The following is a 21,335-nucleotide window of genomic DNA, read 5'->3' as shown; positions in this document are numbered from 1 at the left end:
GGCGTGGCCGTCCCCCGAGCCTCCCCCGACAGATAGCTGAGCGTTTCTCCGTGAGTGACACCCGCCGTCATCCCCCGGTTCCCGGTTCCCCGCCAGGCGTCGACGACGACGCCGAAGAGGCCCCAACCGGAGTGATAGGCCGCATCACCGGAGACTGGCCCGCTCCGGACGGCGGTCCGGCCCGCCGGGATCCGTCGGCCGCGGGCGCTCCGGAGCAGGGACCCCACGCGGACCGGCCCGGCGTGCCGCTTCACGGCCGCCACGAGGGCGGCTTCCCGGGCTCGCGCCCGGAGGGCGACCCCGATCTGCCCGTGCGCGGCCGCCACGAGGACGGTCAGCCGGGAGACGCGCCGCCGCGGGCGCAGCAGGGTCCGGGAGGCGCCGCTCCCTCGGGCCAGGCGCCGTACGAGAAGCAGCCCCTGCCCGTACGCAAGCCGCGCAGGCCGGGGGCCGCCCGGCTGGGCGCGCCGCCCCCCGAGTCCGCGCCCTCTGCCCCGGGATTCGACTACTTCTCCGCCGGCCGGGGACAGAGCGGACCCGGCCGGGGGCAGAGCGGGCCCGGCCGCCGGCCTCTCGCGTCCGGCCCGGACGCCCCCGCACCCGCCCCCGGCGAGGCTCCCGCCTTCCCCGCACCGGCCTTCGGCGGCGGCGAGACCGAGGTCTTCGGAGCTCCGCCCGGCCCCGCTTCCCCGCCTCCTGCCTTTCCCGCGCCGGCCTTCGGCAGTGGCGAGACCGACGTCTTCGGGACGCCGCCGGCGCCCGCCTTTCCCGCACCGGCCTTCCCCACACCGGCCTTCGGCGGCCCCGAGACCGGTCCTGAGGCCGGCCCCGACCTGTCCGTGAACCCGTTCCTGGACACCCCGCCGACCGGCACCGCCGCGCTCTCCTCGCCGCCGGACGATCCCTTCGGCGCCCCGCCGTACCCGCAGCGGACCACGTCCGGCGGGCGCGGCGAGCGGCCGTTCCCGGACGACGACCCGCCCACCGCCTTCCAGGCGCCGCTCACCGACTTCCGGACGCCTCCCACCGCCGCCCAGGCGGCGCCCGCCGCCTTCCAGGCCGCGCCCGTGCCCGAGGCACCGGCGGCCCCGCCGTGGCCCGGCCCGGAGGGCGACCCGGGTGACTGGGACCCCTGGCGGCGCGCCCAGGACGGCAGCGTGCCGGACCCCCGCCAGACGGGCCCGCTCGGCAGGCCGCTGCGCGCTCCGCTGCCCGCCTGGGCCGAGGCGCCCAGCCGGTCCGCCGACCCGTTCGCCGACCCCTTCGCCCGGCCTACGGACCGGCAGGACGGGATGGAGGGCGGCGAGCCCGAGCAGGAGCCCGCGCCCCGGGCCAGGAAGCCGCGCGATCCCTACCTGGACAACGTGAAGTTCGTCGGCATCGCCATGGTGCCGATCGGGCACGCGCTGGTCCCGACGCTCGCGGCCGACTCGTCCCGGGCCGCGTACTTGTTCATCTACGTCTTCCACATGCCGCTGTTCGTCATCATCAGCGGCTACCTGTCCAGGAACTTCTGGAACTCCAACGCCAAGACCAACAAACTGGTCGACACGTTCCTCGTGCCGTACGTGATCGTCGAGGTGGGCTACGCCCTGCTGCGCACCGCCTTCGGGCACAAGTTCAGCATCACGATCATGGATCCGGCGTGGCTGAACTGGTATCTGCTGGCGCTGTTGTTCTGGCGGCTGTCCACACCGGTGTGGAAGCGCATGCGCTACCCGTTCGTCATCTCGATCGCGGTGTACCTCTTCGCCGGGTTCTCCGAGCTGACCGGCGACTTCAGCATGGACCGGTTCTTCGGCCTGCTGCCGTTCTTCGTGCTCGGCCTCGTGCTCAAGCCGGAGGTCTTCGACTTCCTCAAGCAGCGCTGGGTGCGGGTGCTGTCGGTGCTCGTCCTGCTCGGCGCGGCGGGCGTGGCCGTCTTCCTCGTGAAGAACTACTCCGTCAAGCTCGGGCCGATCTACTACAAGAACAGCTTCAAGGACCTCCACCTGGTGTGGTGGAAGGGCATGGCCCTGCGTACGGGCCTGCTCGTGGCCGCGCTGGCCATGTCGGCGGCCGTGATGTCGCTGGTCCCCCGGCGGCAGACGTGGTTCACCGACCTCGGCACCCGCACGCTCTACTGCTACCTGCTGCACGGCGTGCCCGTCATGATCGCCAAGGAGATGGGCTGGCTCGACGTGCCCTGGCTGTACGGCCCGCTCGGGGTGGCGGCCATCGCGTGCTCGAGCTTCGCCCTGGCCATCCTGCTGTGCCTGCCGGTCACCCGCACCGCGTTCAAGTGGCTGCTGGAGCCCCGGCTCACCTGGCTCTACCGCAGGCCGAGCGTGCAGGCGAAGTAGCGCCCGCACGGGAAGTTCAACCGCATTTCGGGGAGGGTTCACCCGAGGCATCCGGTCATTTCGGACTGCGCGGCCAGCCTCCCTGTATGAGGGTATGTGTCGCCACGACCGTGCATCACCCGGAGGACGCGCGGATCACCCACCGGCAGATCCGGGCGCTGCTCGACGCGGGACACGAGGTGACCTTCGTCGCGCCGTTCACGCACTGCAACGTGACTCCTTCGCCGGGGATCCGGGCCGTCGACGTGCCCCGGGCGGTGGGCCTGCACCGGAGCAGGGCGCTGCGGGCGTCCTCCTCGGCCCTGCGCAGGGCCACGCGGGACGCCGACCTGCTGCTCGTCCACGACATCGAGCTGCTGCTCACCCTGCCGCGCAGGAGGCCGCCCACGGTCTGGGACGTCCACGAGGACACGATCGCCGCGCTGGACGCCAAGTCGTACCTGCCGGGGCCGCTGCGCGGCGTCCTGCCGCCGCTGATCCGGGCGATCGAGAGCCGGGCGGAGCGCCGCCTCCACCTGATCCTCGCCGAGGAGGCCTACCGGGCGCGCTTCCCCGGCCCGCACCCCGTGGTGCCCAACCACACGTACGTGCCGCCGACGCCGCCTCCGCCGCCCGGCGACTCCCGCGTCGTCTACGTCGGGCACATCTCCGCGGCGCGGGGCGCCGCCGAGATGATCGAGGTCGCCCGGCGGCTGCGCCCGTACGGCATCCGCCTGGACCTGATCGGGCCGGCCGACGCCGCGGTCCGCCCGATGCTGCGCGACGCGCAGCGCGAGGGCGTGCTCGACTGGTTCGGGTACGTCCCCAACCGGCACGCCCTGCGGATGGCCGAGGGCGCCCTGGCCGGGCTGTCCCTCCTGCACGACCTGCCGAACTACCGGCAGTCGACGCCTACGAAGATCGTCGAGTACATGGCGCGCGGCATCCCTGTCGTGACGACCCCGCTGCCGAACGCGGCGTCCCTGGTGGGACGGGTCGACTGCGGCACGATCGTCCCCTTCGGCGAGCCCGGCGCGACTTCCGGCACCGTCGCGGACCCGGTGGCCGGCACGGCGCCAGACTCGGGGTCCGACTCGGTGGCCGATGCGGTGGTGCGGGCGGTGCTGCGCCTGCGCGACGACCCCGAGCGGCGGGCCGAGATGGGTGCCCGGGGGTACGTCGAGGCGCTCAACCACTACCACTGGCCCGCGGTGGCCGGGGACTTCGTCGCCCTGCTGGAGCGGTGGGCCGAGGCCCCCGGCCCCGTCTCCGCCCTGTCCCCCGGCCGCACGGTCCCCGCCTGACGGGCCGGCTCCGGCCTCATTCCTCGCCGAGCTCCCGGCGGCGGCGTTCGAGGAAGGCGCGCTCGGCGGCGTTGCCGCTGCGGGCGGCCGCCGCCTCGTACGCGCGGGCCGCCTCCCCGGTGCGGCCGAGCCGCCGCAACAGATCGGCCCGTACGGCGTGGAAGACGTGGTAGCCGCCCAGGTCCAGGGGTTCCAGAAGGGCGAGGGCCGCGCGAGGACCGTCGAGCTCGGCCACCACGACCGCGCGGTTCAGCGCGACGACGGGGTTCGGCGTGAGCGCCAGCAGGTGGTCGTACAGGTGGAGGATCTGCCGCCAGTCCGTGGCGGCGGTGGACGGCGCGTCGCTGTGGACGGCGTTGATCGCCGCCTGGATCTGGTACGGCCCCGGCCTGTCGCGGCGTAGGCACGCCCGGACGAGATTCTGACCCTCGGCGACGAGGGCGTGGTCCCACCGGCTCCGGTCCTGCGCGGCGAGCGGCACGAGGTCGCCGTCCGGCGTCGTGCGGGCCGCCCGGCGCGCGTGCAGGAGCAGCATGAGCGCGAGCAGGCCGAGGACCTCCGGCTCGTCGGGCATCGACTCGGCCAGCAGTCGCCCGAGGCGGATCGCCTCCGCGCACAGATCCTCGCGGACCAGCCGGTCGCCCGCGCTCGCCGTGTGCCCCTCGTTGAAGATCAGGTAGACGACGGCCAGCACGGCCCGGAGGCGGTCCGGCAGGTCGGCCTCGCGCGGGACCCGGTACGGGATCCCGGCGTCGCGGATCTTGGCCTTGGCCCGCACCAGCCGCTGGGCCATGGCGGGCTCCGCGACCAGGAACGCCCGCGCGATCTCGGCCGTGGTGAGCCCGCCCAGCAGGCGCAGCGTCAGCGCCACCCGGGAGGTGGGAGCGAGTGCGGGATGACAGCAGGTGAAGATCAGCCGGAGCCGGTCGTCGTGCACCGCGCCCTCCTCGTCCGGTTCGTCGTGGTGGTGCGACAGGGCGGCCCGCACCTGCCTGTCCTCCCGCGTGGCCTCCCGCCGGAAGCGGTCGATCATCCGGTTGCGGGCGGTCGTGACGATCCATCCGGCCGGGCGCGGCGGCGTTCCGTCCCGCGGCCAGCGCCGCGCCGCCTCCGCGAAGGCGTCCTGGACCGCCTCCTCGGCGAGGTCGATGTCGCCGAAGTGGCGGACCAGGACCGCGACGGCGCGGCCGTACTCCTCGCGGAACACCCGTTCCACGTCGGGAGGCCCCGTCATCGCCCTCGCCCCGGCGGAGGGCCGACGCGGGCCCGCGCGCCGCACGGCAGGTCAGACACCGCCGTCGTCGTCCCCCACGACGTGCGCGAACGGACGCACCTCGATCGGAAGCGTGGTCGCCCGCGCGAGCCTGCGGCCCCACTCCAGCGCCTGGTCGAGGTCGGACGCCCTGATGATCGTCAGCCCGCCGACGTGCTCAGCAGATAGTGCCTCATGGTCTTCCGTACCTCCTCTGGCGGGCAGGCGGGGCGCCGGCCCTCACCCTCTATACGATCGGCCTCCCCGCGTATCGACATCCGATCTGGGACAACCTTGCCGCCGTACGACTGTCCTCCGGCGGCCGGGCTTGCTGTACTGGAGGCATGGCAAGCCATGTCGTGCAGGGGCGCCGGGTCGAGATGCCGGTGGAGGTCCGCGACGCCTCGATGTGCCTCGCCGCCTACCTGGTGCGGGCCGACGCCGCCCGTGCGGTCCTCGCGTACTCCGGGATGGACGTCACCGAGGTGCTGCCCGGCAAGGCCATGTGCATGCTGGCGTTCGTCCGCTACCACGACTCCGACCTCGGCTCCTACGACGAGTTCGGCGTGATGTTCCTCGTACGGCCGGCCGGCGCGGGCGTCCCGCCGGGGCGCGGGCTGCTCGCCGGTCTGAAGGACCTGCGCGGGGCGGGATCGGGGGCCTTCGTCCACTGGCTCCCGGTCGACCAGGGCTTCACGATGGAGGCGGGCCGGAGCATCTGGGGCTTCCCGAAGGAACTGGCCGACGTCGACCTGCGGCTCGGCTCGCCGTACAAGCGGTGCGTGCTGCGCAGGGACGGCCGGATGGTCGTCGACCTGCTGATCAGGCCGGGGATGCCGGCCGCCCCCGCGCCGCTGGTCGGGAAGTCCGTCGCGGTGCCGGACGCCTACACCCACCTCGACGGGGTGACCCGGCGCGTCTCCTGGGCCGCCCGCGCCAGGGGGATCCGCTGGCGGCCGGGCGGCGCGCTCGTCCGGCTCGGCAACCATCCGATCGCCAAGGAGCTGAGCGAGCTGGGGCTGCCCCGGCGGGCCCTGCTGACGGTCACCGCCGAACACGTGTCGATGACGTTCGAGGAGCCGCGGCAGGCGTGACGCCCGGCCGTGCGCGCGGCGTCAGACGATGGGGGGACGGCCGAGGCGGAGCATGCGCCAGGCGGTGCGCCAGGCCATCGGACGGCGCTCTCCCGCCGGTTCACGCAGCCCCTCCACGAAGCCGCCGAACCACGCCTTGACCGCGGGCAGCGACCGCTCCCGCACGAGCGTGAGCACCATCCAGTTGAGCAGGTAGAGCGTGGCGAGCGGCCACGGCAGGTTGCGGCGGGCCAGCCACACCCGGTTGCGGGCGTTCAGGCGGTAGAAGTCCGTGTGCCGGCTCGGCAGCACCAGCGGGTGGTACATCACCGTCTCGGCGTCGTACTCGATGCGGTAGCCCTCCCCGAGCAGCCGCCAGGCCAGGTCGGTCTCCTCGTGGGCGTAGAAGAACCGCTCGGGCAACCCGCCGACCTGGAGGAACGCCGACTTGCGGATGGCGCAGGCGCCGCCCAGGAAGGTCGTCACCGGGGAGGAGCGCTCGGGGTCTCCGGCCCGCAGGCGGGGCACGTGGCGCCGCTGCACCAGGCCGCCCTCGGGATCCATCACCCGGAAGGAGATCACCGCGAGGTCGGGCTCGTGCGTGAACCGCTCGCGGACGTGCGCGGCCACCTTGGAGTTGGCGTACCAGCCGTCGTCGTCGAGGAACAGGACGATGTCGCCGGAGCACTCCTGCACGCCCCGGTTCCGTCCCTCGGGGATGCCCGCGTTGTGCTCCAGCCGGACCGTCTTTATCGTCGCCGAGCTGCCCGTCGGCGGCGCGGCGGTCAGCTCCGGCACGTCCGCGCCGTTCCCGACGACGACCACCTCGATGTCGCCGTCGGTCTGCGTGAGCGCGGACTCAACGGCCCGGTCGAGCTCGGCGATCCTGTTGCCCATGGTGAGGATGACACAGGAGATCTTCACCGCGTCATCGCCTCGACGCTGGGCGCACTGCACACGACTTCATGTTCACCGAGTCTGTATGGCCGGGCGATCCGGGAGCTGCCTGGTTTACCGTGGCACAAGGGTATCGGAACTGCCACCAAACCCCCACCCAACCGCGGATGTACGGATGACCGGCAGTGTCTCCCGCTCACCATCGGGGCGCTCATGTCCGCTCGGTCGTGCCGGAGGCGCGCCATGAACCCCCCTCGTCGCTCGTTCCTCGCTCCTCCGTCCAGACCGGCGGCGCGCCCCTGAGGATCGCTCTCATGAGAGCCGCCGGGACGCGAGGATGCTGACCAGGTGCAGCACGAGCTGGACCGCGGCGATGACGACGCAGGCGACCATGAGGATCCGGGTGGCGGAGAACCAGTTGTCGAGCACCGCCGCGGCCACGACGATCAGTGACAGCTCGACGGCCTGGATCACCCGGTGGAACCGCAGCGCCGCCGCGGCCCGGCGGGCCAGCGCGAGCCGCGGCGAGGCGAACTGCTGCGCCGCCGCCTCGGTGGTCGCGACCAGGCCGGACCGGGCGCGGGCCACGTCGACCAGGTCGGTCTCCGCCTTGATCAGGATCGCGCCCAGCGCCGCCGCGACGCCCATGACCGTGTACCAGTCGGGCAGCGTCTCCGACGCCCGGAAGCCCAGGCCGATCAGCAGCGCCGCCTCGGCGAAGTAGTGCCCGACCCGGTCGAGGTAGACCCCGGTGATCGAGGTGCGGCCGGTCCAGCGGGCCAGCTCGCCGTCCGAGCAGTCGAGCAGCAGATAGATCTGGATCAGCAGGGCCGCGGCCAGCGCCGCCCAGAGTCCCGGCAGGGCCAGGACGGCTCCCGCCGCCACCCCGCACAGGATCATCAGCCCGGTGACCTGGTTGGGGGTGATGGGGGTCTTCGCCAGCAGCCACGTGGCGTAGATGGACAGCCGCCGCATGTACAGCAGGCCTGCCCAGTGCTCGCCGCTGCGGCGGTCCATGGTGGTCTGCGGCTGGGCGACCGCGCGAAGCTCAGCTACCGACGGCGCGGACATAGTCCTCAACTCTCGCCCGGACCTCGGGCTCCGACAGCCGGAGGTGCTCAAGGATGGTGTAGCGGCCGGGCCGGGTGCTGGGGGCCAGCATCACCGCGGCCGTGAACTGGTCGGTCGTCAGGCCGACGTCGCCGGGCACGACCGGCAGGTCGTGCCGTCTGAGGCAGCCGGTCACCTGGCCGAGCCGGTGCGCGTCCTCCCGGAGGAAGTAGCAGAACGCCGCGCCGATGCCGGCCAGCTCACCGTGGTTGGAGGTGCCGGGGAAAAGCTGGTCCACGGCATGAAGGATCTCATGATCGCCGCCACTCGCCGGACGACTTGACCCGGCGATGACCATCGACATGCCCGAGAGGATCAGCGCCTCCGCGAGCACGGTCAGGAACGCGTCCGACTCGATCGAGTCCTGCCTGCCCAGGACCGCCTCGGCCGACGTGCGCGACATCGAGATCGCGAGGCCGTCGATGGGCTCGCCGCGTTCGACGTTGCCGAGCTGCCAGTCGTCGATGGCCGACAGGTTGCTGAGCACGTCGCCGATCCCGGACCGGACGAGCGAGGGCGGGGCGTCGTGGACGAACTCCAGGTCCACCATGATCGCCAGTGGCATGGGCACCCCGAACGAGCCCTTGCCGCCCTCGTGCACGAGCGAGGCGACCGGGGAGCAGATCCCGTCGTGGGAGAGGTTGGTGGCCACCGCGACCATCGGGATGCCCGCCAGGGACGCGGCGTACTTGGTGGCGTCGATGGTCCTGCCGCCGCCGACGCCGATCACCGCCTCGTAGTTGCCCTTGCGCAGGTCGGCGCCGAGCGACACGGCCGCGTCGACCGTGCCGTCCGCCACCCGCAGCACCTTGGCCTCACCGAGCGAGGGCGCGATGACCTCGGCGATCCGGTCGCCCTGCCCCACGCCGACCGCGACCGCGACCCGGCCGGAGGTGGCCACCCTGCTGTCGGCCAGCAGGGTGCCGAGCTGCGCGATCGCGCCCCGCCGCACCTCCATCGTGAGGGGGGCGGGGAGCATCCTTGCCAGAATCGGCATGCGAACTCCTCAGAAGGCCGCGCGTCTCAGTAACGGCACGCGATCTCGCGGGCCTTCGCCAGGTCGTCGTGGTTGTCCACCTCGACCCAGTCGACCTTCCCGATCGGCGCGACGGCGATGTTCTCGCCGCGCCGGACCATCTCCTGGTAGCCGTCCTCGTAGTAGAGCTGGGGGTCCCGCTCGAAGGTGGCCTGCAACGCGTCGGCCAGCCGCTCGGCCGCGCCGGGCCGGATCAGCGTGGCGCCGATGTACTCGCCGTACGCCTCGGCGGGGTCCATCAGCTTGGTGATCCGCTTCAGCCGGCCGTCCTCCAGTGTGACCTTCATCTCCTCGTCGGCCAGGGACTTCACGTCGTCCACGGCGAGCAGGATGTCGGAGGTGTCCTCGGCGGCCAGCAGGGTCCGCTCCACCGACACCGGGTGGACGGTGTCGCCGTTGACCAGCAGCGCGCCCTGCGAGAAGTGGTCACGCGCGCACCACAGCGAGTACGCGTTGTTCCACTCCTCGGCCTTGTCGTTGTGCACCAGCGTCAGCGACACCCCGTGACGGCGCTCCAGGTCGGCCTGGCGCTCCCGTACGGCCTGGGCCTGGTAGCCGACGATGACCACGACCTCGCGCAGGTCCACGGCCGCCAGGTTGCGCAGGGCGATGTCGAGGATCGTGGTCTCACCGTCGACCGGCACCAGCGCCTTGGGCAGCGTGTCGGTGTACGGCCGCAGACGACGTCCGGCTCCGGCGGCCAGCACCATTCCGAGCAATTTCCCGCACTCCTTGAGGTCGAGCGTCAGACAGTAACCCCAAAGGTTAGTTGGCCCGGGGCCGCACTTGGGTAATCCGCCGTTGGTCTGACGTTAATCCTGGGGAGCCGGTTCCACCGCCTGGTCGGGCGTACGGGGGGCGGCCAGCCAGCAGGTCAGGCTCTCCCAGCCGAACAGTCCCCACAGGTAGAGCGCGAGCAGGACGAACGCGGGAGCCACCATGTCGAGCAGGCCGGCCAGGGCGACGACCAGCATCCGGCCGTCCCAGCCGAGCCCGGCCGTGGCCAGCCACGGTGGCGGATACACGTGCTGACGCACCCGGTAGACGATGTCGTAGTGGTGGAAGGCCATCGCGCCGAGCAGCGCGAAGGTGATCACGGGCGGCACGGAGCGAGCGAACCCGGCGGAGGCGACGAAGCCGTACTCCGTCAGGCGCAGGATCGGGGGCGCCAGCCAGTCGAGCCGCCCGTCGTGCCGGTGTGCGCTGCCCGCCCCGGCGAGCAGCAGGGCGACCGCGGGCGCGAAGACCGCGAAGTCGTCGGCGCCCGCGATGCCGAGGACCAGCAGCACGGCGGTCACGAACGCCCCCGCGAGCGCGGGCGGCAGGGGCGGCAGCTGCCCGGCGACGAGCAGCCCCATCGCCCGCGACAGCGGGCCGTCGTCACGCTGGGCGACCACGACGCTGCGCGGCACCGGGGTCATGTGTACGGAGATCACGTCGGAGCCCTCCCGAGCGGCGTCGTGGGCGGCGTCATCGGCGGGGCGGCTCATGCCACCTCCTCGCCTTCGGCTTGGAGCAGGGTCGTGCCGGAGGCGCGCAGGTCAGCACCTCGCCGGGCGCTGTGTTCACTGATTCGCTCGCTGCGCTCGCTCATGCGAACGACCTGGCCATCCGCCCGGCGGCCGTGTAGGCGAGCGCCACCCCGCCCCAGCCGAGCAGCGCGAGGAACGTCACCCGCGCGTCGAACAGCGCCGCCGTGACGCAGATCAGGGCGGTCCGCTCCCCGATCGGCAGCACGATCATCTTCTTCAGCCAGTAGGCCACGCCCCGGTCGAGCCGCCGCGACAGCGCCAGCACCGACCCGGTGCCCGAGGCCGCGGCCGCCGCCGGGGCCTCGTCCCAGGGCACCGCCATCGAACGCGGGGCCGCCGCCCGCAGGCCCGCCGCCCGCGCCCGGTCGGCCAGCGCCCCGGCGTACGCGAAGTCGACCATGTGCCGGATCGTCTGCAGGACCAGCGCGGCCACGGCCAGGGCCCAGATCCGCCAGGACTCCCCGGGGCCGGACGTGTACCCGAGCACCAGTCCGACGTAGACCACGTACTCCTTGATCCGGTCGCAGATGGCGTCGAGCCAGCCGCCGAGCGGGGAGAACCGGCGCGTGTACCGCGCGACCTGGCCGTCCAGGCAGTCGAGCACGAACGACAGGTAGAGCGCGACGGCCCCCACGACGAGCCCCGCCCGGTGCCCGTCGGAGAACCAGACGGCGGCGATGAGCGCGAACGCGACCGAGATGCCGGTCACCGAGTTGGGCGTCAGGCCGAGCCGTACGGCCGGCCGGATCAGGTGGCGGGACCACGAGCTGACGCAGTAGGTCGTGAAGAAGCCGTCTCCGCTCTTCACGGCGGCCTCCAGCCGGGCCCGCGCCTCGTCGACGTCGGCGAGCTCGCGCACCGCCCGCTCGGCGGCCGGGCGGGTCGCGACCCGCCCGCAGTGCAGCGCGCCGGGCGCGACGGCGTGCACCGGGACGCCCGCCCGGGCGAGCCCGGTGAGCAGCAGCTCGGGCACCTCGGTGTCGCCCACCCGCCCGAGGTGGCGGCGCTGGGCGAGGTCGGCCAGCTCCTCGGCCAGGTCGGCGAGACCGGCCAGGTGCGCCTCCCCGACCTGCAGGACGCCGCGGAAGGTGCCGTTGGCCCACTCGACCTCGTGGAAGGAGGTGCCCGCCGACACGACGCGGCCCCACTCCGTACGCACGGGCGGCCGAAGCGGGGCGGGGTCGCCGCCGGCGACGATGGCGCCGGTCGGGCGGGCGGGATGTTCGAGCAGCAGGGCCAGCGCGTCGGTGTGCGCCACGACGTCGGCGGCCAGCACGGCGACCGGGGAGGTCGAGGCGCGGGCGGTCTTGGCCACGATCCGCAGGTCCTCGGCGAGGCCGTCGCTCACGCAGATCTGGTGCCGCGGGCCGCTGTCGACCTCCCGCTCCCGCCCGCGCGTCGGATCGGGCGGCCGCCCGCCCGCCGTCTCCGGCCCGGGGCCGCGCGCCGCGATCTGTCTTCGCTCGCCGTCCCAGCCGTCCTGGCTCCGCACCACGATCAGCACCTCGCGGATCGGCAGGGTGAGAAGCTGCGCGACGAGCCGCTCCAGGAGGCTGCCCTCCGACCGGGCGCCGTCGGAGCAGGGCAGCCCGGCGGCCGGCGAGGTCGCGAGGACGACCGCCACCGTCTGTGTGTCCCGTACCGTACCGGGCTTGCTCGGATCCGCCCCCATATGGAAACCCGTCTCACGTCGGCCGCACGTGCTCACCTCGCAAAGTAACCGAGTGATCACTAGGTGGCAATCACCTTCTCCGGCTTCCGGCACGGGTATGGTCTGCTGTCGGGGAGGACATCATGATCGCGGAATCGCGTCTGCGCAGGGTGGGGGTCGTGCTGGCCGGCGGCGTCGGCCAGCGCGTGGGGCTGAACACCCCGAAACAGCTTCTGAAGATCGCCGGAAAGACGATCCTGGAGCACACCCTCGACGTGTTCGACGGCCATCCGGAGATCGACGAGGTGATCGTCCTGATGACCCCCGGCTTCGTCACGGACGCCGAGGAGCTCATCAGGCGGAACGGCTACACGAAGGTCTCCCGGGTGCTCGAAGGAGGCGCGAGCCGTACCGAGACGACCTGGCGGGCCCTGTCCGCGCTGGGCGAGCGGGAGTGCGACGTGCTGCTGCACGACGCGGTCCGGCCGCTGATCGAGCCGCGCGTCATCAGCGAGTGCGTGGCCGCCCTCGACCGCTACGAGGCGGTGGAGGTGGCGATCCCGTCCTCCGACACGATCGTCGTGGCCGCGCCCGGCCCGCGCGGCGAGATCATCCGTGACATCCCCGACCGCTCGCGGTTGCGCCGCGGGCAGACCCCGCAGTGCTTCCGGCTGTCGGTGATCCGGGCGGCGTACGAGCGCGCCCTGGCCGACCCCGAGTTCCCCTCCCTGCCCACGACCGACGACTGCGGCGTCGTGCTGCGCTACCTGCCCGACGTGCCGATCTACATCGTGCCCGGCAGCGAGCGCAACATGAAGGTCACCCACCCGGTCGACGTCTACCTGGCCGACAAGCTCTTCCAGCTCGCCGAGAACACCGCGCCCGCGCTCACCGACGAGCAGTACCGCGCCGGGCTGGAGGGCCGCACCGTCGTGGTCTTCGGCGGCAGCTACGGCATCGGCGCGGACGTCGTCGCGCTCGCCAGGGGCTACGGCGCGAGCGTCCACTCCTTCTCCCGCAGCGAGAACGGCGTGCGCGTCGAGGACGCCGCGGCCGTAGAGGACGCCCTCGCCCGTGTGTACGCCTCGACCGGCCGAATCGACCACGTCGTCAACACGGCGGGCGTGCTCCACATGGGCAGGCTCGGCGAGGCCGGCCAGCACACGATCGAGGAGACCATCGGCGTCAACTACCTCGGCCCGGTCAACATCGCCCGCGCGGCGGTGAAGTACCTGATGGAGACCCACGGCCACCTGCTGCTCTACACGTCCTCGTCCCACACCCGCGGCCGGGCCGACTACAGCCTGTACTCCTCCACCAAGGCCGCCGTCGTCAACCTCACCCAGGCGCTCGCCGACGAGTGGGCCTGCCAGGGTGTCCGCGTCAACTGCGTCAACCCCGAGCGCACCGCCACCCCCATGCGGCTGCGCGCGTTCGGCGACGAACCCGCCGGAACGCTTCTCTCCCCCGCCGCCGTCGCCCGCACCAGCCTCGACGTGCTGCTGTCCCGCCTCACGGGACAGGTCGTGGACGTGCGGCTCACCCGATGACCGCAACCACGTACGGAGGGACGGGCGCTCGCCCATGGGGGGAAACATCACGGGGCGCACGGCCCCCGAGGCGCTGCTCACGCTGCTCGCACGGCGCCTGACTCTGATCGCGGGGAACGGCCGGGGCCTGCGGAGGCTGGCCGGGGGACGCCGAGGGGCGCTCGCCGCGCTGACGCTCGCGTCGTACCCGGCCCTGCTCTTGGCGGCCGTCTGGCCGCTGCCCGCGACCTTCGCGGTGCTCGCGCCGCTGTCGTACGCCGCGGAGACGGCGCTGCCCGGCCGGGCGGCGGCGGCGCTGAGCCGGGCCCATCTGGGCGCGACGGTCCGCTTCCTCGCGCGGGAGACCGCCGCCGTGGTGCTGCTGGCACGGGTGGCGCCGGGGCGGCCGTGGTGGTACGCCGCGCTGGCGGCCGGGCTGTTCCTGTTCCACGGCGTGCGGGCCGCGCAGACCTGGCTCGCCTGCCGGCTCGACCGCGTCCACCACCAGACGCCGGTGGTGACCCGCAACATCCACCTGGCGGAGCCGCCGATCCCGCCCCCGCCGCCCCGCGCGCTGCTCGCCTGGCGCGGCACCCGCCTGCTCTACCTCGACGCGCTGGCGATCGTGCCGGCGGCGGCCCTGACGCCGTCCGGTCTCGGCTGGACGGGGGCCGCGGGCGCCGCCGCCGCCGTGCTGCTGGAGGTCGCCGCGGCCGCCGCGCTGCTGGTCCACACCCGGCGGGCCGTCCACCTGGGCGACCGGCGGCGCGTCCTGTCGGCCGTGGACGAGTGGGTCGCCGCCTACCGGCCCGAGGTCGTCATGTACTTCTCCGGCCCGGCCACGGCCGCCTACCAGGCCACGATGTGGCTCGGCACGCTGGAGCGGATCACGCCGAGGACGCTGGTGGTGCTGCGCGAGCGGTCGCTCGCCACGGCCCTCGGCCCGACGACGCTGCCGGTGGTGTGCATCCCCTCGTCGGTGGACCTCATGAACTTCCGCGCGCTGGACGGCGCCCGGGTCGCGCTTTTTCCCGCCAACGTCGGCAACAACATCCACATGCTGCGGGTGCCGGGCGTCCGCAGCGTGTTCATCGGCCACGGCGACAGCGACAAGGAGGCGTCGTTCAATCCGTACACGAAGGTGTACGACGAGGTCTGGGTGGCCGGGCCCGCCGGGCGCGACCGCTACCTGCGCGCCCAGGTGGGCGTCCGGGACGAGGCCGTCGAGGAGGTGGGCCGCCCCCAGCTCGCCGGGATCCGGCGCACCAGCCCGTACGCCGAGGGCGTGGCGCCGTACCGGACCATCCTGTACGCGCCGACGTGGGAGGGGTGGAGCGACGACGTGTTCCACAGCTCGCTCGTCGCGATGGGGCCCGCGATCGTGCGCGCCCTCCTGGAGCAGCCGGTGCGGCTGATCTACAAGCCCCACCCGCTGACCGGCCACCGCTCCCCGGCCGCCCGGGCCGCCCACCGGCGGATCATGGCGCTGCTGGACGAGCGGACCGGCATCCCGCACCTGGCCGTGACCGACCGGGAGCCGTCCCTGTACGACTGCTTCAACGAGGCCGACGTGCTGATCTCCGACATCTCCAGCGTGGTGTCGGACTTCGTCGCCAGCGGCAAGCCGTACGTCGTGACGAACGTGGCCGCCCTGCCAGGGGACCGCTTCCGCGAGCGCTACCCGGCCGCCGGGGCGGCCTACCTGCTCGGCCCGGACCTGGCGGAGCTGCCGGACGTCCTGCGCCGTCTGGACGCCCCGGGAGAGGACGAGATGGCCGGCGCCCGCCGCGCCCTGCGGGGCTACCTGCTCGGCCCCGACCACCGGGACCCGCTGGCCCGCTTCGAGGAGGCCGTACGGCGGGCCGCCGCCCGCGCCGAGGAACGCGCCCGCCTCCTCGGCCTCGAAGCCCTCGCCCCCTCCGTGCGCGACTGAACACCGCCCACGAAGTGCTTGCGGATCGCTACCTTCAGTCACATGGATGTAACCATCACCGACCCCTGTGCCCCCGCTTTGGCACCGGTACCCGACCGGCCTCTACCCAGGACACCTCGGGAGCTGTTCGACGCGCTGCCCCCGCTGCCCGGCCTGCTGGTCGAAGTCATCGACGGACGGCTGGTCGCGCGCCGGCGGGACGCTCTCGAACACGCGTCGGCCGCGATGCTGCTGTTCGAGGCGTTCCTGCCGCTGCTGGACGAACGCCGATGGCAAGCGTGCACCGGGAACGTCGGCGTGTGCCTAGACGGGACGCACGAACCGGTCGTACCCGACCTCGTGCTCGCGCCGCTGGGCTGCCCGCGGTGGGAAGAGCGTGAGCTGCTGTCCTCGGGGCTGGTGCTGGTGGCCGAGGTGGTGTCGAAGGGGAGCGCGGAGGACGACCGGGGCAAGAAGCCGGCGATCTACGCCGGGGGTGGTGTCCCGGTGTTCCTGCTCGTGGATCCGCTGACCCGGCCCGCGTCGGTCACGGTCTACAGCGACCCGAAGGAGGGGCGGTACCAGGTGACCTCGACGGTGCCGTTCGGGCGGGAGATCCTCATCCCCCACCCGATCGGCTGCACGCTGGACACCTCAGTCTTCGAAGAGGTCGTCTAGGCTCGCCCGCTCGGCACGCGGCTGGGGCTTGCTGAGCTTCGGGGGGCTGGTCAGGAAGCCCGTCCCCCAGGAGACGTGCATGGTGGCGTACACCACCGGAAGGCGTACGAGCGCGGCGCCGGGCAGCCCTCGGCCGGTGAGGACCGAGCCCGCGACGATCGCCGCGAGGTAGCCCCCAGGGACGAGCAGGCCGGGCCAGAACACGGGCGAGACCACCAGGCCCAGCGCCATCGCCGCGACGGCGGCGGGCGGGGCGAGGTAACGCAGGTTGATCGTGCCCTGGTGGGTGCGGGAGACGACCCGCCGCCAGCGGCCGTAGTGGAAGTACTGCTTGGCCAGGGCGCGCACGTTGGGCCGGGGACGGTAGGTGACACGCATCCTCGGCTGGAACCACACCAGCCCGCCGGTCTCCCGGATGCGGTGGTTCATCTCCCAGTCCTGCGCGCGCAGGAAGTGCTCGTCGTAGCCGCCGACCCGGTCGAGCGCGCTGCGGCGGAAGACGCCCAGGTAGACGGTGTCGGCCGGGCCGGCCTCCCCGCCCGTATGGAACCGGGCGTTGCCCACGCCGATCTTCGAGGTCATGGCGCAGGCCACCGCCTGCTCGAACGGCGTGATCCCCTCGGCGGCCATGATGCCGCCGACGTTGTCGGCGCCGGTCTGCTCCAGCGTCTCAACCGCCGTACGGAGGTAGTCGCGGGGCAGGATCGCGTGCCCGTCCACCCGCGCGATGATCGGGTTGCGGGACGCGGCGATCGCGGCGTTCAGCGCGTTGGGCGTGCGGCCGGTGGGGTTCGGCACGACGACGACGCGGCGGTCCTCGGCCGCGATGGCGTCGGCCACCTCCTGGGTGCGGTCGTGGGACGGGCCCACGCTGATGACGACCTCGAGAGGGCCCTCGTAGTCCTGTTCGAGGACCTGCCGGACGGCGTCGCGCAGGTGCCGCTCCTCGTTCAGCACCGGCATGATCACCGATACCGGCGGCCAGTTCCGCGCGGGATTCTGGCTCGACTGTCGCGAGTCGGGAAAGGGCTTCATGGCGGCGCTCACGCTACTGTACGGAGGGGTGGAGACGGCAACCGGAGGACGGGAATGCCCGGCGACGATCAGGAGGACTCCGGCGTCCGTATAGGCGGCGACGGGTACGGCGGAGTGCGGCTGACGACACAGCGCGCCCGCCGCCGCGGGAGCAACCTCCGATCCCTGGTCATCTCGGGCGCGCTCTCCGGGATCGTGCTGGTCGGCTCGGGTGTGCTGTGGGCGGTGCCCAACTTCGCCTCCGACCGCATCCAGTCGGTGGACGCGGGCACGAGCGAGTCCTCGTCACGGGGCGCGATGAACATCCTGCTCGTCGGCGTGGACAGGCGCGACAACCTGAGCAGGCGCCAGCAGGTCCAGCTCCACCTCGGCCGCGACGTCGGCGAGCGCACCGACACGATGATGGTGCTCCACCTGTCGGAGGACCACAGCAGAGTGACCGTCGTCAGCCTGCCGAGAGACACCTGGACGACGATCCCCGGCAAGGGCGACCACAAAATCAACTCCGCGTACCAGTTCGGCGGGCCGAAGCTGACCGTCAAGACGGTGGAGCAGGTGACCGGCCTGCGCATCAACCACTACGTCGAGGTGAACGTCCTCGGGTTCATCGGCGTGGTGGAGTCACTCGGCGGCGTCACCGTCTGCACGCCGGTGGCCATCGACGACTCCAAGACGAAGCTCAACCTGCGGCCGGGGACGTACACCCTGGACGGGGTCAACGCGCTCGCGTACGCCCGCACGAGGGCCACGGCCCGGTCCGACCTCGACCGCATCGACCGGCAGCAGCAGGTCGTCTCGGCGCTGCTCGACAAGGCGCTGAGCGGCGGCACGCTGGCCAACCCGGCCAAGCTCGCCGGGTTCCTCGACTCCACGTTCAAGACGCTCACGGTGGACCCGGCCCTGCAGAAGGACCTGCTCGGCATGGTCAGCCAGTTCAGGGACGTCTCGACCGACGACGTGTCGTTCGCGACCGTGCCGCTGGCCGACGTGAACTACCGCTCGCCCACGGGCGAGTCGGCGGTGCTGTGGGACAAGCCGGCCGCCCGTGAGCTGTTCCGGCGCCTCGACGCCGACCAGCCCCTCGTGGAGCCGTCGGCGAAGGCGTCCGCGTCCGCGAAGCCGTCGGCCTCCCCCACGGCCCCGGCGAGTCCCGCGGCCTCGCCGGGGGCGCTCACCATCCCGCCCGCGCGGATCTCTGTCAAGGTGCTCAACGGCACGCTCGTCACCGGCCTCGGCGCGGCCACGAAGGCCAAGCTCGTCGAGGCGGGGTTCATGGTGCCGTCGCCCCCCGGCGACACGGCCCGCCGCGACTTCGCGAACACGGTCGTGCGCTACCCGCCCGGCCGCGAGGACTCGGCCCGTACGGTGGCCGCCGCCATCCCGGGAGCGGAACTGCGCGAGCAGCCGGACGTGACCGGCATCGAGGTGGTCGTGGGCCAGAAGAACCACGACGTGAAGAAGGTGACCGTGACGGCGGCCCCCACCGCGTCCTCCACCGGGGCCCCTGCCTCGACGCCCGTGGCGACCCCCTCGGCCCGCACCGCGACCCAGAACATCTGCAAAAAGTGACCCTCGCCGGCCCCGGTGAAAGGCACATCGGAATTCCGGTTCGTGGATAACTCATACACCAGACGGCACTGAACGCACCTCCGGGAATTCTCGGAACCCGCATAACGCTCCGCACGTTGAACCAGGCGACCGAACCATGAAGACGACGGAATCGGGGCCGATCGTCCGCGTCGAAGGTGACGACCGACGAGTGCGCGGACAACAGATGTCGAACGGCGACGTGACCACGGAGCACTCCCATGTCAGACCCCCTGCGGCTGGCGGTGCGCGTCATCGCGGTACTGATGATCCTCGCGGCCCCCGCCGCCTGCACGGACGAGACCACTGAGATCACTTTTCAACCGACCGTCCTGCCCGTGAAACTGAAATGGTCGGACGGGGACGTCGGCGTGGAGGGCGACGTCGGCCTCGTCACACCGGTCGGCAAAATCGAACTGAACGCCGGCCTTCCCCTGCCCGACACCGGCGGCAGGTCCATCTATGTCATCTTCCGGGACAAGCGGGCCTCGGTCGACGACGTCTACCGGGTCAAGAGTGGCGCCGGAACGTTCCACGCAGTGGTCGACGGCACCACCGACTTCTCGGTCGACGACCAGCGTGTGGTCATCGAAGTCCTCCGGGGGACCGCCAAGACGATCGAATTCAAGAAAGCGGAACGGGTGCCCGTCCAGAAGGGCACCGGTGTCATCCACAAGTGGACCGAGTACTGGCAGACGACCTTCCACCGCCCGTTCTCGTGGTCACGATGGGCGTACGACGACTCCACCATGCACGACTGGCCTCCGCTGGGATTCGTGTGGTTCCTGGTCCGCCTCGTCGTCGCGATCGTCCTCGGCGTGATCGACCTGCTTCTGTTCGTCGTGCAGGTCCTGGCCGCGATCGCCTTCGCCCTCGCGGGGACCGTCGCGATGAACGTCGTGTACGGCGTGGCGGCCCTGGTCTTCCTCCTGGTCCTGCTCGGTTTCGTCTCACTGCTGTCCACATCCTTACCCTGAGATCACTGACAGCCGACGTGATCTCCACTGACCCGACGCCCCCGGCATCAGGCGGCATCACGGAGAGCCCGACCTCGCGGAGGTGAGCCGTGCCCTGGGCGGCGCGGGCGCGGGGGTCCGGCGGGTCCGCGCGGGGCCGCGGAGCACGGACAGGGCGAACCGGACCAGCAGGGGCGCGAGCAGCGCCATGAGGAAGAGCCTGAAGCTCTGCACGCCGGAGATCAGGGACACGTCGGCGTCGGTGACGACGGCGGTGGTCAGCACGGCGTTGATCCCGCCGGGCGTGGTGGCCAGGTAGGCGTCGGAGAACGGGATGTCCAGGATCCGCGCCAGGCCGGCCGCCAGCACGGCGCATCCCCCACTCACCACCGCCGTCAGGGCGAGGAGTACCGGCAGCAGCGAGCGCACCCTGCGCAGCGTGTGCCGGGTGAAACGCAGGCCCACGTCGAGGCCGACCAGGGTGAACAGGGCCGTTCTCAGCGCGCCCGCCGGGGCGTACGCCGGCGGCGCGTCCATCGGGACGATCTCCGTCAGCGTGCCGGTCAACGTGACCAGCGCCGTGCCCACGGCGGTGAGGAGCATCGGGCCGAGCAGCGCCGGGCACGGCAGCCGCGTCTTCCTGCCCAGGAACACGCCGAGGGCCGCGACGGCCGCCAGGAGCAGGAGCCCCACCCCCTGATGGTCGCCCGCGACGAACCGCCCCCACTCACGGGTGGCGACCGGCGCCTCGCGCGCGCTCGTTCCGCCGGCGACCCAGTCGATGATCACCGGAGCGGTGGCCGCGACCAGGCCGACCCGTAAGTACTGCATGAACGCGACGAGCCGGGTGTCCGCGCCGAGCTCCTCGGCGGAGGCGACCACGGCGGTGGAACCCCCCGCCACCATGCCCAGGGTCGCGCTCGCCCGGTCGACCCCGGCGCGGCGGGCGAGGATCGCCGCCGCGCCGACGCCCATGACGACGGCGGCTCCCGTGACGGTGGTGAGCGGGACGACCGCACCGGCGGTGTCACTCAGGGCGTGCGGGTTCAGGTGCGTGCCCAGCAGGACCCCGAGGAGCGCCTGGGCCACCCGGTTCGCCCACCGCGGCGCCTTGTCGGGCATCACGCCGGTGAGGGCCAGGCAGAGGCCCAGCGCCATCGGCACGAGCAGGTGCGGCGCGGGGATCCGCTGTCCCATCGCCTCGGCCGCGAGACCCCCCGCCGCGAGCGCGGCCGGCCAGCGGAGCGCCCGTACGAGACGCGGGCAGGTCCGGACCGTACGGCTCGCGCTCGGGGAGCTCCTGGAGGACGCCCCGGTGGCCGGACAGGCCTGATCACGAGAGCCGTCTGTCCGAATTGGCATGGATTGAGAACCGCTGAGCACTCTCAACGATGCGGCATCGCGGGTAAAGCCACCGCATGACCCGGCAATGCCACGGTGAGGATTGCCCGTTCTTATCGTC

At 72.6% G+C, this 21,335-nt stretch carries 17 protein-coding genes; 8 read left to right on the top strand and 9 right to left on the bottom strand.

Annotated features, from left to right (window positions below):
• Positions 1-50: 50 nt before the first annotated feature.
• Both HHX40_RS37555 and HHX40_RS06380 read left to right on the top strand, forming a co-directional pair.
• Positions 51-2,342 carry an acyltransferase family protein gene (locus tag HHX40_RS37555; RefSeq protein WP_182879763.1) on the top strand — a complete coding sequence of 764 codons (2,292 nt, stop codon included), beginning with the start codon at positions 51-53 and terminating at the stop codon, positions 2,340-2,342.
• An 86-nt stretch (positions 2,343-2,428) separates the two neighbouring features.
• Positions 2,429-3,625 carry a glycosyltransferase gene (locus HHX40_RS06380; protein ID WP_182879762.1) on the top strand — a complete coding sequence of 399 codons (1,197 nt, stop codon included), beginning with the start codon at positions 2,429-2,431 and terminating at the stop codon, positions 3,623-3,625.
• A gap of 16 nt (positions 3,626-3,641) precedes the next feature.
• On the opposite strand, the gene HHX40_RS06375 is transcribed toward HHX40_RS06380, so the two are convergent.
• Positions 3,642-4,859, bottom strand: a complete 1,218-nt coding sequence (locus tag HHX40_RS06375) for an RNA polymerase sigma factor (protein WP_182879761.1) — start codon at positions 4,857-4,859, stop codon at positions 3,642-3,644.
• Between the two features lie 362 nt (positions 4,860-5,221).
• Between HHX40_RS06375 and HHX40_RS06370 the strand changes: the two genes are divergently transcribed.
• Positions 5,222-5,971: an acetoacetate decarboxylase family protein gene (locus tag HHX40_RS06370; protein WP_182879760.1), complete on the top strand. Its 750-nt coding sequence runs from the start codon at positions 5,222-5,224 to the stop codon at positions 5,969-5,971.
• 21 nt (positions 5,972-5,992) lie between these two features.
• Here the strand turns inward: HHX40_RS06370 and HHX40_RS06365 are convergent, their stop codons facing one another.
• From HHX40_RS06365 to HHX40_RS06340, 6 genes are all read right to left on the bottom strand, one after another.
• Positions 5,993-6,874, bottom strand: coding sequence for a glycosyltransferase family 2 protein (locus HHX40_RS06365; RefSeq protein WP_182879759.1), 882 nt, complete (start codon positions 6,872-6,874; stop codon positions 5,993-5,995).
• Between the two features lie 285 nt (positions 6,875-7,159).
• On the bottom strand, positions 7,160-7,918 hold the full coding sequence (locus HHX40_RS06360) for a CDP-alcohol phosphatidyltransferase family protein (protein ID WP_138460390.1): 759 nt from the start codon (positions 7,916-7,918) through the stop codon (positions 7,160-7,162).
• On the bottom strand, positions 7,896-8,936 hold the full coding sequence (locus tag HHX40_RS06355) for an iron-containing alcohol dehydrogenase family protein (RefSeq protein WP_165900762.1): 1,041 nt from the start codon (positions 8,934-8,936) through the stop codon (positions 7,896-7,898). The genes HHX40_RS06360 and HHX40_RS06355 overlap by 23 nt, the downstream gene beginning before the upstream one ends.
• Before the next feature lie 44 nt (positions 8,937-8,980).
• Entirely contained in the window at positions 8,981-9,712 is a 732-nt protein-coding gene (locus tag HHX40_RS06350; protein WP_182879758.1) for a sugar phosphate nucleotidyltransferase, read from the bottom strand.
• Between the two features lie 93 nt (positions 9,713-9,805).
• The gene (locus tag HHX40_RS06345) at positions 9,806-10,483 is read right to left on the bottom strand and encodes a DUF5941 domain-containing protein (protein ID WP_220498743.1); all 678 of its coding nucleotides are present in this window, start codon (positions 10,481-10,483) and stop codon (positions 9,806-9,808) included.
• Between the two features lie 100 nt (positions 10,484-10,583).
• The gene (locus HHX40_RS06340; RefSeq protein WP_310737961.1) at positions 10,584-12,149 is read right to left on the bottom strand and encodes a CDP-alcohol phosphatidyltransferase family protein; all 1,566 of its coding nucleotides are present in this window, start codon (positions 12,147-12,149) and stop codon (positions 10,584-10,586) included.
• A gap of 170 nt (positions 12,150-12,319) precedes the next feature.
• Between HHX40_RS06340 and HHX40_RS06335 the strand changes: the two genes are divergently transcribed.
• Genes HHX40_RS06335 through HHX40_RS06325 form a run of 3 tightly spaced genes read left to right on the top strand, consistent with a single transcriptional unit; the run spans position 12,320 to position 16,295 of the window.
• On the top strand, positions 12,320-13,726 hold the full coding sequence (locus tag HHX40_RS06335) for a bifunctional cytidylyltransferase/SDR family oxidoreductase (RefSeq protein WP_182879756.1): 1,407 nt from the start codon (positions 12,320-12,322) through the stop codon (positions 13,724-13,726).
• A gap of 34 nt (positions 13,727-13,760) precedes the next feature.
• Positions 13,761-15,638 (top strand): CDP-glycerol glycerophosphotransferase family protein, encoded by a 1,878-nt coding sequence (locus HHX40_RS06330; RefSeq protein ID WP_182879755.1) that lies wholly within the window; start codon positions 13,761-13,763, stop codon positions 15,636-15,638.
• A gap of 42 nt (positions 15,639-15,680) precedes the next feature.
• Positions 15,681-16,295, top strand: coding sequence for a Uma2 family endonuclease (locus tag HHX40_RS06325; protein ID WP_182879754.1), 615 nt, complete (start codon positions 15,681-15,683; stop codon positions 16,293-16,295).
• On the opposite strand, the gene HHX40_RS06320 is transcribed toward HHX40_RS06325, so the two are convergent.
• Positions 16,272-17,330, bottom strand: a complete 1,059-nt coding sequence (locus HHX40_RS06320) for a glycosyltransferase family 2 protein (RefSeq protein WP_111701696.1) — start codon at positions 17,328-17,330, stop codon at positions 16,272-16,274. The genes HHX40_RS06325 and HHX40_RS06320 overlap by 24 nt on opposite strands.
• Before the next feature lie 54 nt (positions 17,331-17,384).
• Here HHX40_RS06320 and HHX40_RS06315 point away from each other — a divergent pair, with 54 nt between their 5' ends.
• Together HHX40_RS06315 and HHX40_RS06310 are read left to right on the top strand one after the other, a co-directional pair.
• The gene (locus HHX40_RS06315) at positions 17,385-18,899 is read left to right on the top strand and encodes an LCP family protein (RefSeq protein ID WP_182879753.1); all 1,515 of its coding nucleotides are present in this window, start codon (positions 17,385-17,387) and stop codon (positions 18,897-18,899) included.
• 239 nt (positions 18,900-19,138) lie between these two features.
• Positions 19,139-19,894 carry a hypothetical protein gene (locus HHX40_RS06310; RefSeq protein WP_182879752.1) on the top strand — a complete coding sequence of 252 codons (756 nt, stop codon included), beginning with the start codon at positions 19,139-19,141 and terminating at the stop codon, positions 19,892-19,894.
• Between the two features lie 57 nt (positions 19,895-19,951).
• Here the strand turns inward: HHX40_RS06310 and HHX40_RS06305 are convergent, their stop codons facing one another.
• Positions 19,952-21,235 (bottom strand): AbrB family transcriptional regulator, encoded by a 1,284-nt coding sequence (locus HHX40_RS06305; protein ID WP_182879751.1) that lies wholly within the window; start codon positions 21,233-21,235, stop codon positions 19,952-19,954.
• Positions 21,236-21,335 lie beyond the last annotated feature (100 nt).

Origin of the sequence: Microbispora sp. H10949, from assembly GCF_014161435.1 — a bacterium.
Classification (GTDB): Bacteria; Actinomycetota; Actinomycetes; order Streptosporangiales; family Streptosporangiaceae; genus Microbispora; species Microbispora triticiradicis.
Note: the sequence above shows the minus strand (reverse complement) of the source record. Positions and strands in the feature narration are given on the sequence as shown.

Bases quoted from the DNA above. Each gene is read 5' to 3' on its own strand.
- HHX40_RS06325 (WP_182879754.1), top strand. From the start codon at position 15,681: ATGGATGTAACCATCACCGACCCCTGTGCCCCCGCTTTGGCACCGGTA.
- HHX40_RS06335 (WP_182879756.1), top strand. From the start codon at position 12,320: ATGATCGCGGAATCGCGTCTGCGCAGGGTGGGGGTCGTGCTGGCCGGC.
- HHX40_RS06305 (WP_182879751.1), bottom strand. From the start codon at position 21,235: ATGCCAATTCGGACAGACGGCTCTCGTGATCAGGCCTGTCCGGCCACC.
- HHX40_RS06375 (WP_182879761.1), bottom strand. From the start codon at position 4,859: ATGACGGGGCCTCCCGACGTGGAACGGGTGTTCCGCGAGGAGTACGGC.
- HHX40_RS06330 (WP_182879755.1), top strand. From the start codon at position 13,761: ATGGGGGGAAACATCACGGGGCGCACGGCCCCCGAGGCGCTGCTCACG.
- HHX40_RS06360 (WP_138460390.1), bottom strand. From the start codon at position 7,918: ATGTCCGCGCCGTCGGTAGCTGAGCTTCGCGCGGTCGCCCAGCCGCAG.
- HHX40_RS06315 (WP_182879753.1), top strand. From the start codon at position 17,385: ATGCCCGGCGACGATCAGGAGGACTCCGGCGTCCGTATAGGCGGCGAC.
- HHX40_RS06345 (WP_220498743.1), bottom strand. From the start codon at position 10,483: ATGAGCCGCCCCGCCGATGACGCCGCCCACGACGCCGCTCGGGAGGGC.
- HHX40_RS06320 (WP_111701696.1), bottom strand. From the start codon at position 17,330: ATGAAGCCCTTTCCCGACTCGCGACAGTCGAGCCAGAATCCCGCGCGG.
- HHX40_RS06310 (WP_182879752.1), top strand. From the start codon at position 19,139: ATGTCAGACCCCCTGCGGCTGGCGGTGCGCGTCATCGCGGTACTGATG.
- HHX40_RS06370 (WP_182879760.1), top strand. From the start codon at position 5,222: ATGGCAAGCCATGTCGTGCAGGGGCGCCGGGTCGAGATGCCGGTGGAG.
- HHX40_RS06380 (WP_182879762.1), top strand. From the start codon at position 2,429: ATGAGGGTATGTGTCGCCACGACCGTGCATCACCCGGAGGACGCGCGG.
- HHX40_RS06355 (WP_165900762.1), bottom strand. From the start codon at position 8,936: ATGCTCCCCGCCCCCCTCACGATGGAGGTGCGGCGGGGCGCGATCGCG.